Origin of the sequence: Glaciecola siphonariae (assembly GCF_042652645.1) — a bacterium.
Taxonomy (GTDB): domain Bacteria; phylum Pseudomonadota; class Gammaproteobacteria; order Enterobacterales; family Alteromonadaceae; genus Glaciecola; species Glaciecola siphonariae.
The window spans coordinates 572643-588723 of the sequence record NZ_JBHSGU010000005.1 but is presented as its reverse complement, the minus strand read 5'-3'; the positions used below and the strand labels follow the sequence as shown (position 1 = coordinate 588723).

13 protein-coding genes are annotated in these 16081 nt (G+C 46.6%); 8 read left to right on the top strand and 5 right to left on the bottom strand.

Features of this window, described 5'->3' with window-relative positions:
• Nucleotides 1–27: 27 nt before the first annotated feature.
• The 6 genes from acnD to nosR all read left to right on the top strand — a co-directional run bounded on the left by acnD (nt 28) and on the right by nosR (nt 8468).
• Nucleotides 28–2613 carry a Fe/S-dependent 2-methylisocitrate dehydratase AcnD gene (gene acnD, locus ACFO4O_RS13655; protein ID WP_382409436.1) on the top strand — a complete coding sequence of 862 codons (2586 nt, stop codon included), beginning with the start codon at nt 28–30 and terminating at the stop codon, nt 2611–2613.
• 69 nt (nt 2614–2682) lie between these two features.
• Nucleotides 2683–3858: a 2-methylaconitate cis-trans isomerase PrpF gene (prpF, locus tag ACFO4O_RS13650; protein WP_382409434.1), complete on the top strand. Its 1176-nt coding sequence runs from the start codon at nt 2683–2685 to the stop codon at nt 3856–3858.
• Nucleotides 3859–4005: 147 nt separating this feature from the next.
• Nucleotides 4006–4602 (top strand): helix-turn-helix domain-containing protein, encoded by a 597-nt coding sequence (locus ACFO4O_RS13645; RefSeq protein WP_382409432.1) that lies wholly within the window; start codon nt 4006–4008, stop codon nt 4600–4602.
• A gap of 71 nt (nt 4603–4673) precedes the next feature.
• Nucleotides 4674–5576, top strand: a complete 903-nt coding sequence (locus ACFO4O_RS13640; RefSeq protein ID WP_382409430.1) for a phosphate/phosphite/phosphonate ABC transporter substrate-binding protein — start codon at nt 4674–4676, stop codon at nt 5574–5576.
• Nucleotides 5551–7206: a sensor histidine kinase gene (locus tag ACFO4O_RS13635; protein WP_382409428.1), complete on the top strand. Its 1656-nt coding sequence runs from the start codon at nt 5551–5553 to the stop codon at nt 7204–7206. The genes ACFO4O_RS13640 and ACFO4O_RS13635 overlap by 26 nt, the downstream gene beginning before the upstream one ends.
• Nucleotides 7206–8468, top strand: a complete 1263-nt coding sequence (nosR, locus tag ACFO4O_RS13630) for a response regulator c-di-GMP phosphodiesterase, NosR family (RefSeq protein WP_382409426.1) — start codon at nt 7206–7208, stop codon at nt 8466–8468. The genes ACFO4O_RS13635 and nosR overlap by 1 nt, the downstream gene beginning before the upstream one ends.
• 49 nt (nt 8469–8517) lie before the next feature.
• On the opposite strand, the gene ACFO4O_RS13625 is transcribed toward nosR, so the two are convergent.
• The 5 genes from ACFO4O_RS13625 to ACFO4O_RS13605 form a co-directional block, all read right to left on the bottom strand.
• On the bottom strand, nt 8518–9678 hold the full coding sequence (locus ACFO4O_RS13625; protein ID WP_382409424.1) for a heme biosynthesis HemY N-terminal domain-containing protein: 1161 nt from the start codon (nt 9676–9678) through the stop codon (nt 8518–8520).
• On the bottom strand, nt 9675–10898 hold the full coding sequence (locus tag ACFO4O_RS13620) for a uroporphyrinogen-III C-methyltransferase (RefSeq protein ID WP_382409422.1): 1224 nt from the start codon (nt 10896–10898) through the stop codon (nt 9675–9677). Before ACFO4O_RS13620 ends, ACFO4O_RS13625 begins: the two co-directional genes overlap by 4 nt.
• Nucleotides 10882–11751: a uroporphyrinogen-III synthase gene (locus ACFO4O_RS13615; RefSeq protein ID WP_382409420.1), complete on the bottom strand. Its 870-nt coding sequence runs from the start codon at nt 11749–11751 to the stop codon at nt 10882–10884. Before ACFO4O_RS13615 ends, ACFO4O_RS13620 begins: the two co-directional genes overlap by 17 nt.
• Before the next feature lie 13 nt (nt 11752–11764).
• Nucleotides 11765–12700: a hydroxymethylbilane synthase gene (hemC, locus tag ACFO4O_RS13610; protein ID WP_382409418.1), complete on the bottom strand. Its 936-nt coding sequence runs from the start codon at nt 12698–12700 to the stop codon at nt 11765–11767.
• Nucleotides 12701–12792: 92 nt separating this feature from the next.
• A complete protein-coding gene (locus ACFO4O_RS13605; protein ID WP_382409416.1) occupies nt 12793–13464 on the bottom strand; it encodes an alpha/beta hydrolase in 672 nt (223 codons plus the stop codon).
• 84 nt (nt 13465–13548) lie between these two features.
• Between ACFO4O_RS13605 and gmk the strand changes: the two genes are divergently transcribed.
• The gene (gene gmk / locus ACFO4O_RS13600; protein ID WP_417398459.1) at nt 13549–14190 is read left to right on the top strand and encodes a guanylate kinase; all 642 of its coding nucleotides are present in this window, start codon (nt 13549–13551) and stop codon (nt 14188–14190) included.
• 121 nt (nt 14191–14311) lie between these two features.
• Complete coding sequence (locus tag ACFO4O_RS13595) at nt 14312–16078, top strand: DUF1800 domain-containing protein (RefSeq protein WP_382409412.1); 1767 nt, start codon at nt 14312–14314, stop codon at nt 16076–16078.
• Nucleotides 16079–16081 lie beyond the last annotated feature (3 nt).

Genomic DNA, 16081 nt, shown 5'->3' with positions numbered 1-16081 from the left:
AATGCCTGCAACCAAATCGAGGAAAGTATGAACTACGAGTATCGTAAACCTTTGCCAAACAGCCAGTTAGACTATTTTGACACCGAAGCGGCGGTAAACGCGATCAAGCCAGATGCTTACAAGGGCTTACCCTACACATCCAAAGTACTTGCCGAGAATTTGGTTCGTCGATGTCCGCCCAACGAGCTAAAAGGTGCGCTAGAGCAGATAATTTATCGTCGTAGAGATTCAGATTTTCCGTGGTTTCCGGCCCGTGTTGTGTGCCATGACATTCTTGGGCAAACCGCCTTAGTTGACCTCGCTGGCTTACGTGATGCGATTGCTGCGAAAGGCGGAGACCCGGCCAAGGTGAATCCCGTGGTGCCAACGCAGTTAGTGGTAGACCATTCTCTAGCGGTTGAACATGCCGGCTATGAGCAAGACGCTTTTCAAAAGAATCGTGATATCGAAGACCGGCGCAATGAAGACCGTTTCCATTTTATTAATTGGACTAAAACTGCGTTTAAAAATGTAGATGTGATACCGCAAGGTAACGGTATTTTGCACCAAATCAACCTTGAGCGCATGTCGCCGGTTGTACAAAAGCGCGATGGCGTTGCCTTTCCAGATACCTTAGTGGGTACCGACAGTCACACGCCCATGGTAGATGCCTTAGGCGTGATTGCGCTTGGCGTGGGAGGATTAGAAGCCGAAAGCGTGATGCTGGGGCGAGCCTCCTATCTTCGCCTGCCCGACATAGTAGGCGTTGAGCTTAGCGGTCAGCCCCAGCCGGGCATTACCGCCACCGACATTGTGCTGGCGTTGACCGAATTTTTGCGCAAAGAGCGGGTGGTATCGGCCTATCTAGAGTTTTTTGGTGCAGGTACCAAACACTTAACCCTAGGCGATAGAGCGACTATTTCAAATATGACACCTGAATATGGTGCCACCGCAGCCATGTTTTATATTGACGAGCAAACCACCGAATATCTCACCTTAACCGGTCGAGAAGACGAACAGGTTAAATTGGTAGAAAACTACGCTAAACACACCGGTTTGTGGGCAGATGATATGGTAGATGCCGAATATGAGAGAGTGCTCCATTTTGATTTGTCGAGTGTGGTGCGAAACATGGCCGGCCCCTCTAACCCACACGCACGGGTGGCCACTAGCGATTTATTAAGCAAAGGGATTGCTGGCAAATATGTGCTTGAGCCTAACCGCATGCCCGATGGCGCTGTGATCATAGCCGCTATCACAAGCTGCACCAACACCAGCAACCCGCGCAATATGATTGCAGCCGGTTTGATTGCCCGCAATGCAAACCGACTTGGTTTAACGCGCAAACCATGGGTGAAAACCTCTTTAGCGCCAGGCTCTAAAGCCGTGAAACTCTATTTGGAAGAAGCCTCTTTATTACCGGAGTTACAAACCCTTGGATTTGATGTGGTCGCATTTGCGTGTACATCATGTAACGGCATGAGTGGACGCTTAGACCCTAAAATTGAACAAGAAATTAAGGAGCGTAAGCTTTACTCCACTGCGGTGCTTTCTGGTAATCGTAATTTTGACGGCCGTATTCATCCCCATGCCGACCAAGCATTTTTAGCGTCACCTCCGCTGGTGGTGGCCTACGCGATTGCCGGTAGCATTCGCTTTGATATTGAAAAAGACCCGCTTGGCTTTGATGCCGAGGGTAAACCGATTTTATTAAAAGATATCTGGCCTAGCGATGAAGAAATAAATGCGGTGGTAAAATCGTCGGTTAAGCCAGAACAGTTTCGTAAAGTCTATGAACCTATGTTTGACCTAAAAGTGGAAGAGGCTAACCTCAACCCACTTTATGATTGGCGTGAAAAGTCGACCTATATTCGTCGTCCACCCTATTGGGAGGGAGCGCTTGCAGGCGAGCGCAGTATGCGAGGCATGCGTCCACTGGCTATATTAGGCGATAATATCACTACCGACCATTTATCACCGTCTAATGCTATTCAAATGAACAGTGCCGCCGGTGAATACTTGCACAAAATGGGCTTACCTGAGGAAGATTTTAATTCCTATGCAACGCACCGAGGCGATCATTTGACGGCGCAGCGAGCCACCTTTGCCAACCCCAAATTGCTTAACGAAATGGTGATTGAGAACGGTAAGGTGAAGCAAGGCTCATATGCGCGGGTTGAGCCAGAAGGTAAGATCATGCGCATGTGGGAAGCGATTGAAACGTACATGCAGCGCAAACAGCCGTTGATAATTATTGCTGGTGCAGACTACGGCCAAGGAAGCTCACGCGATTGGGCAGCAAAAGGCGTTAGGCTAGCGGGCGTTGAGATTATTGTGGCCGAAGGTTTTGAGCGCATCCATCGCCAAAATTTAATCGGAATGGGTGTGCTGCCGCTAGAGTTCAAAGCGGGCGTTAACAGAACAAGTCTAGGTTTGGACGGCACTGAAACCTTTGACGTGCTTGGAGAGTGTAAGCCCGGCACTACTTTGAGCTTAGTGATCACAAAAGCGAGCGGTGAGCAACTTACGGTGGGAGTAACCTGTCGCTTAGACACTGCCGAAGAGCTATCTATTTATGCCGCTGGTGGCGTATTGCAGCGCTTTGCTCAAGATTTTTTAGCCTCCGCTAGCTAAGTGGTCACTAAAATAATTATCAACACAATCACCAAAACGATTAGTGGCTAAAGGATTATAAGGATACTTATGAGTACATTCGCTCCCCAACAAAAAATTAAAGCAAGCTATATTCGAGGTGGAACCAGCAAGGGCGTATTTTTTGTACTAGATGATTTGCCTAAGTCTGCACGTCAGCCTGGCGCTGCTCGCGATGCATTGCTGCTGCGCGTAATAGGTAGCCCAGACCCATATGCCAAGCACACTGACGGCATGGGCGGGGCAACCTCAAGTACCAGCAAAACCGTTATTTTAAGCAAAAGCGACAAGGCAGACCATGATGTTACATACCTGTTCGGTCAAGTGGCGATTGATAAGCCGCACATAGACTGGAGTGGTAACTGCGGTAATTTGAGTGCCGCGGTGGGGTCATTTGCGATTGAAAATGGCCTTGTTGATGCGAACCGATTGGTGCAAGACGGCATTTGTGAAGTCAGAATTTGGCAAGAAAATATTCAAAAAACCCTCATTGCACATGTGCCAATGAGTGGGGGCGCTGTGCAAGAGACGGGCGATTTTGAATTAGATGGCGTGACGTTTCCAGCCGCTGAAATCAAAATCGATTTTATTGAACCTTCAGGAGATGAAGGTGATGTATTGCCCACCGGCAACGTCGTTGATGACTTAGAGGTGCCCGGTATAGGCACGTTTAAAGCCACCTTTATTAACGCCGGTATTCCCACTATTTTTTTGAATGCGGCAGATATCGGATACACCGGCACTGAATTGCAGGACGCGATTAACAATGACGCTGATGCACTGCAAAGATTTGAGACTATTCGCGCTCATGGCGCGCTAAAAATGGGACTGATTGCTAATCTAGAAGAGGCGCTTGCGCGTCAGCATACACCAAAGATTGCTTTTGTTGCCCCTCCCTCCACTTACGTAAGCTCAAGCGGAAAATCGATTGCAGCGAGCGACATAGACCTTCTCGTTAGGGCGCTATCGATGGGCAAACTCCACCACGCCATGATGGGTACAGCCGCGGTTGCGATAGGGACTGCCGCCGCTATCGAAAATACACTGGTTAACTTGACAGCAGGGGGGGCTGCGCGAGAGGAAGTGACTTTTGGTCACCCCTCAGGCACCCTTACTGTGGGCGCAAGCGCTGAACATCATCAAGGTACTTGGCAGGTAAAAAAGGTTTCTATGAGCAGAAGTGCAAGGGTGCTTATGGAGGGGCATGTAAGAGTACCCTTGGGGTAGTTGTCGCATCAGATAGTGTCCCCTTGTAAGTGCTTAGGACTATAATCACATACCTAAGTATTATTTCGTATGTGTCGCAAATGTCGTCAATTTTCTCTAAATTTGCTATTGTGTTTTCAAATATACCAGTCAAGTAGTCGGTAAGTTATGAGAACATTTTCAAGCGGTGAAGTAGCCAAAATTTGTGACGTTACTTCGCGTACGGTCATCCGTTGGATTGGTGCGGGAAAGCTAAACGCATTTAAATTACCGGGTCGAGGCAATAACCGGATAAGCGAATCAGATTTACTGCTGTTTTTAAATCAAAACAAAATTCCTGTTCCCGCTGAAATAGCGCCTGCGCAAGAGCATCTTTGCGTAATTGTGACCGAAGACCAGTACTTGTTAAAACACGTTAAGCGAATGGTGCGTGACGCGAACTTCAATACCTCATGGTTTACCAGCGGTATTGAAGCAGGGTTTGAAATTGCACTGAGCAAGCCATCGCTGATTGTTTTAGATGCGGATGTGGCCTCGGCGGCACCTGCAAATATCTCTCAGCACATTGAAAAGTTGATGGATTACACGCCTCATTTTATTGTTTTCAATGGCGACGAAAAGGGCGATCAAAAGGGCGAGCAAAAGCACAGCAATGCTAAAAATAAGGCCAAGGCAGTTGGCAGCAATACGACGATGTTGTCAAAGCCCTTTGCGTTAAATGACTTTGCGAAGGCTTTGGAGAGAAGCCAAGTAAACGCCCAATAGCTCATCCTGCCACAAAGCGATAGCGGATTAAGCTAAATCAGTTGTATATACATGTTGAAGCGAAACTAAATATGAACACATGCACTACATGCACCGATGCGGTAAAAGGCTCAGCAGCCGTGCTTTTTCGTAGCCTTAGATTCAGCGTACTTGTTTTAATCGCCGTGAGTTTCTCAAGTACGCTTCTATCAGCCCAAGAAACACGTTCAGAAACGAAAAGTATGCCTCAAACTTTAAGCTTTGGGGTGGTGCCTCAGCAGTCAGCTAAAAAACTCGCGGCAACGTGGGGTCCCATCATTGCGCAGTTGAGTGAAAGAACAGGCATCGACATTCGGTTTGAAACTGCACCGAATATACCAGCCTTTGAAGCACGCCTTGCAAATAAAGCTTACGATATTGCCTACATGAACCCTTATCATTACGTACAATTCTCTGCATCAGCCGGTTACAAAGCCATTGCGAAACAAATCGATAAGCAAATTCAAGGGATTATCGTTGTTAATGCCGATTCGTCTATTACCAGTCTTGAGCAATTAAACGGAACGAAAATGGCCTTCCCAGCGCCGCTTGCATTTGCTGCAGCCCTCATTCCTCAGGCGAGTTTGCGAAAACAGGGCATAGATTTTACTCCGGTTTACGTTAAGTCTCACGATTCAGTGTATCTGAACGTGTCGAAAGGCTTTTTCGAGGCCGGCGGTGGTATTGTGAGAACGCTAGACGCCAGTCCAGTACAGGTAAAAGACCACATTCGCGTGCTTTGGAAAAGTGAAGGTTATACACCCCACGCGGTTGCGGTAAGTTCGGCCATGCCTGCAGACATTGTGCAAATAATTATGCGCGAGTTGATGTTAATTCAAGACGCCCAATTGCTCGGTGCCATTGGATTTGCCAAGCCCTTTGGCCCTGCCCTAGATGCTGACTGGGACATGATTAGAGACCTAAACATCGATGCCAGCACTCAGTCTTCGCAGTAAAACAATTCTGGGTACCGCATTCATTGAGGGCGCATTATTGTTGCTTCTTATTGTTGTGGCAACGCGCTTTTTTACCGCGACCCTAAACGACAACTTGCAAAAGCGCGCGGCCACCACCTCTACCTTGTTTGCCACCATGAGTAAAGACGCGGTGTTGTCTTTTGATTTGGCCTCGCTTGACGCATTTTTAAACGAAGTACTGAAAAATCCTGACATTGCATACGCAAGAGTGCTCGACAGAGACGGGAACGTATTTGCTCAAAAGGGCAATCAGGCCCTGCTCGAAGAGCCTTTTATTGAAGATTATGAATTGTCTCAAGTTAGCGATGGGGTATATGACAGCTCAGCCTTAATTGCTGAGGGGGACGAAATTTATGGCGCGGTTGAGGTAGGCATTAGCATCAACGAGCTACAAAAAAGCTTAGCGAGCATTACCAACTGGACTTTGAGTATCGCAGTTACTGAAATGCTGCTGGTAGGCATGTTCTCTTGGTTTTTAGGTAGCTACTTAACCAATCGCTTGTACAAGTTAAAAAGAGCGTCTCAAGACATTCAGAGTTCGTTAAAAACCGGTGACTTTTCGAGTGCGCAAATCGATATAGACAGCAATGACGAAATTGCCGATGTGGCAAAGGCGTTTAATACACTGACCGAAAAACTCGAAGCGCAAAATCAGCAAACGCTTCTGTATCAAGATGAGTTGAAAAGCTTCAATGCAAAACTCGAGGAGCTTGTTGAGCGCCGCACCGAGCAGTTGGCACATAAAAACAGCGAACTACAAACAACCTTTGACGAGCTAAAACTAGCGCAGCAGCAGCTAGTGCAAACTGAAAAAATGGCCTCAATGGGGCAGTTAGCAGCTGGCCTTGCCCATGAAATTAATAACCCGATTGGCTTTATCAAAAGTAATATTGGGTCGCTCGACCGATACACATCGCATTTTATTGAGCTATATGAGGTAGTGAGTCAGGTTTTGCAAGACGGCCCAAGCCAAGACAAAGCTGAAAGGCTAGAAGACTTAAGTCGATTGTGTGAACAAGAAGACTTTGCCTTTATATCAGAAGATGCCGGTGAACTGCTCAAAGACATTAAAGAAGGCTTAGCCCGCGTCATCGAGATTGTGCAAAACATGACGGTATTTTCTCGCGTGGACTCCGACCGAAAGCAGTTGTTTAATGTAAACCGATGCATTGAAACTACAGTGAAGATGGCTAAAAAGCAGATTGAAAGCCGAGGTGCAATACAGGTAATTTTAGGCGACCTGCCAGAGGTTTGTATCAATGTGGGTAAAATTAATCAGGTATTGACCAATTTGATTGTAAACGCGGCACAGGCCATAAGTGAGCAAGGTAAAGTAATAGTTAAGTCCGCCCAGCATAAAGACACAATTAAAATCACGATAGCAGATACCGGAAGCGGTATCCCAGAAGAAAACATCAAACGCATCTTTGACCCCTTTTTTACGACCAAGCCAGAGGGCGAGGGTACAGGGCTTGGTTTGTCTATATCGTTTGACATCATTAAAGAGCATGGCGGTGATTTGGCCGTGAGCAGTAAATTGGGTAAAGGCACTATTTTTACCATTTCTCTTCCGCTTGAATTTCAACCTTGTTTAGAGGAAACCTTGTAATGGCTGAAAAACATACGATATTGTTTATCGACGATGAGAGCAGCATTTTGCGCGCAATGAAACGCGTGTTTCACGGCGAACGATACAAGCTAGTGCTCGCAGATGATGGCCATAAAGCGCTTGCCTTTATGAAACAACAAGAAGTGCACGTTGTGGTATCGGATATGAAAATGCCGAAAATGAGCGGGGCCGATTTTTTACAGCAAGTGGCGACGCTTTACCCGGAAACATATCGTATTGTACTGTCGGGCTATGCAGACGTTAAAACAACCTTATCGGCGGTCAATCAAGGCAAAGTGCATCGCTTTATGCAAAAGCCGTGGGATAATGAAGACATGATTGCCGCCGTAGATCAGGGCATTGAGCGTTTTAAACTGCATGCTCAGCGTGACGAATTGCAGCATAAACTTACTTTGCAAAATCAAAAATTAAAAGAAGTGAATCAGTCGCTGGAGGCCAGAGTAGAGCAGCGCACCTTACAGATAAAAGCGGCTTTAAATCGCGCCGAGCAGAGCGCTCAGTCAACCCGAAAAGTGGTCTACAACATGATTAGCACGCTGCCTAGCATTAACGGCGGCCTTGGCAAAAGGGTGGGGCAACTGGCAGAAAAGATAGCTGTGCAGTTGGGCCTAGAGAAAAAGCTCATTAGCGACATCGCGTATGCTGGGCTTATCCATCAGATTGGTATGTTAGACGCCGACGCTAAGGTGCACAACACGCCTTTTAGCGAACTTAACCCGAATCAACAAGACAAGTATATGAATCAGGGTAGTCAGGCGCTATTGATATTGTCGCCCTCCCAAGCATTGCAATCGGTGGCCGACATCGTCTCTAACCAGTTTGAATTTGTAAACGGAAAGGGCTATCCGCGTCATATCCAAGAAGACGAAATTCCCATTGGTGCAAAAATATTGTCGGTGGCGCGAGACTATTTCCGTTACCAAGCGGGCTTAATAGAGCAAGAAAAATCAGATGCTAAGACCGCCGCGCAGAAAATTAATAATTTTGTTGGTTTGCGCTACAGCAGAGAAGTGGTAGATGCTCTCATAAAAGTCACCAGCAAGCAGGTTGATACCGGGCCCTCAGATGGCTTAAGAACAAGCGACTTAAAACCAGGTATGGTGCTGAAAGAGTCCTTGTTTAACGACAAAGACATCCTTATCTTGCCACAAGACCACGTGCTAGATGAAGCCTCAATAAGCAAGCTGCAAACGCTTGAGAAGCGCTTCGACTTTATATTACATGTGCAAATAAAAGTATAGCGGCCTTGCGCCGCTATACTCATTGATAAATGCTCAAATTTTGCAAAGCTTAACGGGCATTAACCAAAGATTTATAAAGCTGGTTAGCCTGCTCAAAAGACTGCTCTTTTTCCAAGATATCTGCAAGCAGCAATAGGTCAGCCGCGCTGCGCTCAAGCTCAATGGCCTTGTTAATGGCGCGTTTGGCCAAGCTATAATCGGCACTGTTATAAGCTAAGTGGGCTAACACCGAATATAAAACCGCTCGCTCTGGCTGTTGTTTTATTTTATGTTCAATGAACCGTATGGCTTTTGCTGGAGAGCCGTGTTCGAGTTGTTTAAACAAGCCCCAATAGGCCTCATGCTCCTGTTTTTTAGCAAACTCCACAAGGGCAGTTTCAGCATCATTTGATAGGCCTTGGTCGAGTAAAAGCTGAATGTAACAAGCTTGGTTGCCTACATCTTTGCGGGCTGAACGAGACAAATTCTGCCATTTTTCTTTTAAGGCATTGGCGCCTTGTTTGCTGGCAATTTCAGCAAATTCGCCGTGAGTTGCCCTTTGCGTCCACACCAAATGATCGTCAAGCATGGCTTTTTTATTGGCATAGGCGACGTCTTTTAATTCAGCCCAACGCTCTAGTTTAGCCAGGGTTTGGAGCCTCAACTGCACAGCAGTAGGCTGTTTGCGCTGCTTTTCAGAGAGCTGATCGAGTGCTTCAATGGCTTTTTGTGGCTGTTGGTCTATTAGCGCTAGCTGGGCCTGTTTCAACAAAGCAGCGGCGCTTGTGGATGAGTCAACCTGCGCCTTTGCCAATAAAGCCTCTACATTTTTTCCTTCGTTTACTCGCGCATCAATATCAGCCGCCAACATATAGTTACTGCCAGAAAAATCACCGCCAAAGCTTTTTTTAAGCTGCGCGGTTGCCTGCGTAAAATCGCCAGTTAAATACGCTTGAAGTGCTTCATGAAAGGCCTTGTTTTGCTGGCGATTTGAAAAGCTACCTAACCAAGTACGCGAACCAATGAGCAAACGAATGACACGTTTTACAAAATAAGTCAGGATCCAAAATCCCACTATGGTGAAAAATGCCACAATCATTGCGCTGATGATAGACAGCTCTATTACGGTGTCGGGCAGTGCAATTATCACCATCCCCTCTTGACCGACCAGCGTATGACCGAACATTAAGGCGAAAAAGAGAACAACCAGCAGAATAATCAGTTTAATCATAAAACGTCATCCCGGTTGTTGAATTGACGCTCCATTCGCCTTTCAATAGCGTCTTTTAAGGCTTCTACGCTACTCAGCTGTTTTGGAAAGTCGCGCTCAAAATTAGTGCTCTGTAGCTGCTGCAGGGCATTCATAAACTGGTTAACTTCATTTTCGTCAATCTTATAGTGCTCAATTATGAGCGCCATAGCCTGCTGAAGCGCAGTTTGATAAAGGGTGTATTGTTCATCTAGTGCAGCACTTTTTGCCTGAGTAAGGGCATGTTTGAGTTGCTGTTCAATGAGCCACTGCTGGCGTTCAGATAAATACGGCGACAAAGGTTGTTCAACGCGCTTGATGCTAATGAAGTCACCTACAATCGCACGCCAAGTGCGTTTTAAATTGTCTTGCCAGTCGGCTATGTCATTAGATAGCTCGGCATCCTCTTCAACAGCGGCTTCTGGCAGCTTTAAATTCTCTAGAGGTAGCTGAGAAACCTGCGGTAGCAGTCCAGAAATAGCAAGCGCTATTGACGTTGTCGACACAGGATTAACCTGACTTAGGGCCTGTATATCTGACGCAATCAACGCGCGGATAGGCAGTAAAGACGGGTCATTTAAGTCTTGTAAACGCGCGTCAGCCTCGCGCAGTAAGGTCATTGACGTACGAAGGTCTTGTTCAAGATATAACTTACGACCAGCCATATTGACTAAATAATTCGCCTCAGCTAGTAACCAGTCTGAGGGACGTCGTCCTGATACTTCAGATACTTGCCTTTCAACTGCCTTAAGCGCTTCATTATTTGCCAGCATTTGGGCAAGCAGGTTGTCGTTTGACTGAGCGCTGCTTTCAAGCTCTTGGGTGTTTTGTTCAATGCGTGCTCGCAGCTCGTCTAACGCTCTTTGACTGCTAGCGATAGCGTTATTTAGAGGTACAAACTTGTCGTCGAGGGCGCTTTGTGTGTTCTGCTCATTTAAGTAATACCAATAGCCCGCTGCAGCCATTAGTAATATGAATAAAAAGTTCAGTAGAATAAAGAACCAAAGTGCCTTACGGCCATGCTTTTTCTGTGTGTCGGAATCCTTACTAGATGAGCTATGCTTTTTTGCCTGATAGCTCGAAGAATTGTTAGATGTGCCTTCATTCGAATCAGACTTTTGCGAATCGATCACCACGCCGTCTTCAATATTTTTGGTGGTTGAAGCTGTCGCTACCGATTTTGATTCATTCGCCTTTGTCATCCAAGACTCCCGATTGATGTAAGTGTTTTGCACATGCGACGATAGCAGAAGAAGATGCCCCGTCGGCAAGCACAATATGTGTCATGCCCTCAGCTAAAAGATAGTCATAAATACGCTGGCTGGCTACCATAAAAATGCGCGCTTTTAGCCAAAGCGCAGAAAAATGCGTTAATAACTGCTCAGCAATATCTACGCTTGTCACAATAATACACTTAATTGGCAAGCGCTCAACGTCATTAATGTCTTGAGGGCGAAGTGAGGTGACGCGCTCGTAAACTTCAAAGATATCTGTGTAGTCGCTTTTTTGCGCTAAATAATCCTCAATAAGCTTGCGCCCTCCCTTGCCTTTCACTAATGCGCAAGACTTATGCGTAACATTTATCGCTGTCAATATGGCCAAGATACCCTCTGAATTTTCAGGCTGAGCGACACTTGTTTTGGCGGTCAGATTAATCTTCTGTAAGCACTTACTTATCATTGCGGCGCTTGTTTTACCCACACATAAAAAATGTGTTTTTTCATTAGCGATATTTGCAAGACGCTGCTGTAGAAATGCCTCTGTGTATGTACTAGTAACGATAATTACGTCGTACTTATGTGTATTTAGCTGTGTATTTATTGGCGTATTGGCATGTGTATTGGCCAACTCATCAATGCTGGCCTTGAGCGAAGTTTGTTGCTGAGAATTGCGTTGCTGAGAATTGCGCTGTGCGCTGATGCGCCTAGGACGATTAAATTGCGTGCTCAAGATGTTGATATGCACCGCCGGCAACGCAAAGCTCTCAAAGCCGGCGTTTTTGAGCGCCTCACAGCTTGCATCTGCTTTTGCTTGAGGCCGTAATACTAAAAACATCTAAGCGCTTCGTTTATTCGTGGTGCAGGGCAGACAAAATATCTTGTGCGCCTTGTGCAAGCAGCGCCTCGGCGACCTCAATACCAATTTGTTCAACGTCGTCAATATCGCCCTCGGCACTGGCATATAAGATAGTACTGCCGTCTGGTTTGGCAACTAAACCGCGCAGATGGATTGTTTCACCTTTTAGTTGCGCAAAGCTGCCTATAGGCACCTGACAACCACCTTCTAAGCGCGCATTCATGGCTCGCTCGGCTTTAACTCGCCAGGAGGTTTCAGCATCATTTAGCGGGGCTAGCAGTGCAATGAGTTCGTCGTCGTCATTTCTGCATTCGATGCCTACCGCGCCCTGACCAACCGCCGGTAATGATATGTCGGGTGATATTTCTTGTGCGATACGCTCAGCCATATCAAGGCGAATTAAGCCCGCGGCGGCCAGGATAATGGCGTCATATTCGCCAGCATCGAGTTTGCCAAGGCGGGTATTCACATTACCGCGGAGGTCTTTTATCACCAAATCAGGGCGCAGGGCGCGAATTTGAGACTGACGACGAAGGCTAGAGGTGCCCAATACTGCGCCCTCGGGTAAGTCTTCAATATTTTTATAGTGATTAGATACAAAGGCATCGTATGGGTTCTCGCGCGGACAAATAGCGTGCAGGCCAAATTCCTCTGGAAACTGCACGGGTACGTCTTTCATAGAATGTACCGCTAAGTCAGCAATACCTTGCTGCATAGCAATTTCCAATTCTTTTATGAATAAACCCTTTCCGCCGATTTTTGCTAGGGGGGTGTCGAGGATGCGGTCGCCCTGTGTTGACATTGGCACCAACATCACGCTTACGTTTGGATGATATTGTTCAAGTTTGGCTTTAACGTAGTTCGCTTGCCACATTGCAAGAGCACTTTTGCGTGTAGCGATTTTGATGATGCGAGCGCATTGAGACATTGGCATTCCGAGGTCAAACAGATAAGTGGCGCAAATCATAACGAAAAGCGCCAACTAGGTTAACCAATATTTACGAATTTATTAATTAAGCGCTACGCAAGCTGCTTCTGCAAAAATTTTGATATATCGTTAATTTCGGGTAGGCAAACATTGTGCTGCATGATGTATTCTTTCCAATCTACCGTGTAACTGTTTTCTTTCAAGGTTTGATACGCGCTTCGACCCAAAAACAGCGGTACGACTTCGTCTTGTTGACCATGGCAAAACAAAATAGGCGTGTGCTGATTGGCTTCGTGTTTTTCTGCACTTAGCGTGTGTGCTGCACTCATGTATGTTGATAGGGCGACAATACCTGCAAGCGGCTTATCAAAACGAGTGCCTAAATGAAGGGCGATAACGCCGCCTTGAGAAAAGCCAACTAAACATATTTTATTGGGCGCGATGCCCGCTTCAATCTCCGCTTCAACTAGCGCTTTTACCAAGTTAGATGACTCGATTACACCGGCAACATCCGCTCGGCTTTCCATATCCATTGATTTGATGTCGTACCACGCTCGCATTTCCATGCCGTTATTAATGGTGACCGGCCGAATGGGCGCGTGCGGAAAAATAAACTTAACGCCCAGACTGTCGGGTAACTTGAGCTCTGGTGCGATTGGTGCAAAACCATTGCCCGAATCTCCTAAGCCGTGTAGCCAGATTATGCTCGCTTTGTGTTCACCTTTTGGCTCTTGAATAACGCCTTGCAATTGTTCCTGACTCATATTTTTCCTTATGTTTTAAGACACTCGCTATATGCTATCATACCCAAAGAATTCAAGACTAACTGATAGCGTGCATACGTCATGATAAACCAAGCTTTAGGCAATCTTTTTATTGTTGCTGCTCCGTCGGGTGCAGGCAAATCGAGTCTGATTGCCGCTCTGCTCGAATACTCCGCGCAAAATAAACTCAGCAACCCGGCGCAACTGTCGGTGTCGCACACCACACGTGCTCCGCGAGAGGGCGAAGTAAACGCAAAACACTACCACTTTACAAGCATAGAAGATTTTGAGGCGTTAATAGAGCAAGATGCATTTTATGAGTATGCAAAGGTGTTCGGCAATTATTACGGGACATCAAAAGAGGCCATTAGCGATAAACTCAGTCAGGGTATTGATGTGTTTTTGGACATAGACTGGCAGGGTGCAAGACAAATCAAGGCAGTTAACCCCGATGTGGTGAGCATCTTTATTTTACCTCCGTCTATTGAAAGTCTGCGCGAGAGACTAATAGGACGCGGTAAAGACTCAAGCGATGTGATTGATAAGCGCATGCAAGAGGCGGTATCGGAAATGTCGCACTACAAAGAGTTTGATTATTTAGTGGTAAATGACGATTTTGAGCAAGCCCTCAGTGACTTTGTGAGTATCGTCAATGGTCAGTCTTTAAAGGCCAATAAGCAGCAGGCAAGGCACGCTGAGCTACTGGCGTCGCTTACGGGCAAGTAGGCAACTGAGTCTAAGAGTTTGCTATTGCCCCACAAGTCGGTTAAATTTTAGGCAGTACTATCAAGTCTGTCTTTACTCCGAAAAGATCGTTATTTAAAGATAGTCACTTTTTGGGGTTTGCATGACAATTCATACTGCTAATCGTTTATTTACCCACTCAGGCGGCAGTAACTTGCTAAAAGCATTTGTTCACGTTTTCCTACTAATTTCAGTGAGTGTCACCATAAGCGCCTGTTCAGGTGGTTCTGACAATGCCAGTGAGCAAGTGCCGGCAACTCCCGTGGCGCCTGCACCAACACCCGCACCGGCTCCTGCGCCGCCACCAACACCAGAGCAGCTTTGGGAACAGCGCGTTGAGGCCGCGCGCTTGCTTAGCCAAACCACCTTCGGCCCTACATTAAAAGACATCGAGTCGGTGGTGGAATTAGGCCAAGAGCAATGGCTTAACGCTCAACTTGCCATGCCCGCAACGTCGCATCTAGAGACGCTTAAACAGCTTGAATCTACCTTGGTCGACGACGAGGAGATTTGGCGTTTACATCGCATGGAAGCATGGTGGCAATCTGCGTTATATGGTGAGGACCAACTGCGCCAACGCGTTGCATTTGCGCTCAGCCAGCTAATGGTCATCTCAGAGCGAAGTAATTTTTTTGACGAACACGAAGCGATTGTTAACTACTACGACCTACTGGCAAAAAATGCCTTCGGCAATTATCGCGTCTTGCTTGAAGAAGTGACGCTCTCGCCTTTGATGGGCATGTACTTGAGTATGCTTGGTAACGAGAAGGCCGATGAGGACAAAAATATTCGACCAGACGAAAATTTCGCACGAGAAGTCATGCAGCTATTTTCAATTGGTTTAGTCGAGCTTAATCTTGACGCAAGCGCCAAGTTAGATGAAAACAATCAGCCTATTGCCACCTATGATCAAACCAGCATTGAAAACTACGCCAAGGTATTTACTGGCTGGCATTTTAACGGCACGAGCGAGCAAAGCTGGTATAAATACTGGGAAAACTACAATACTCTAGCCCCTATGACTGCCGTAGAAACTCGGCATGATAAATCTGAGAAAACGCTGCTAAACGGCGTTATCGTGCCGGCAAATCAGAGTGCAGAACAAGATTTAAAAATGGCGCTAGATAGCTTATTTAACCACCCAAATCTTGCACCATTTGTGGCTAAACACCTCATTATGCGTTTGGTCACAAGTAATCCCACTCCCGAATATATTGCACGTGTTGCGTCTGTCTTTAACGACAACGGTGCCGGCGTACGGGGCGATTTATCTGCGGTTGTGAAAGCCTTGATTATGGATGCAGAGGCGCGGGAAGGGCATATGACCATGCCCGAGCGTTTTGGCAAAATCAAAGAGCCTATTTTAAAAGGCACCCATTTATGGCGCGCCTTTTTGGCAAGCCATGTAGACGGTCGAATAAAACAAGCCTGGCCAGAATATTATTTTAACCAAGCGCCACTCGCCGCGCCGTCAGTGTTTAACTTTTACCTACCTGATTATACTGCTGCTGGCGAGCTTGCCGATGCAAACATGCGTTCACCTGAACTGCAAATCGTGACCGAAACGTTTGCTGTTAGGCAAACAAACTTTATGGCCTACTTCGGTTTATGGTCATATATAAATAAGCCCGATGGCGTGGATGCTGATGCAATCGTGCTTGATTTTAGCCCGCAGGCGGCATTAGTTGACGACCCTGATGCGCTTATCGACGAGCTTAATCTCTTGCTCATGTCTGGGCGCATGAGTGAAAACTATCAAGCAATTCTAAAAGAAGCGCTGATAGAGGGTGGAGGGCGCAACGACAGTGAGCGCATTGCCAACTTGGTGTTTTTAATCACTGCATCCCCGCAGTTTGCGCTGCAGCATTAGGAG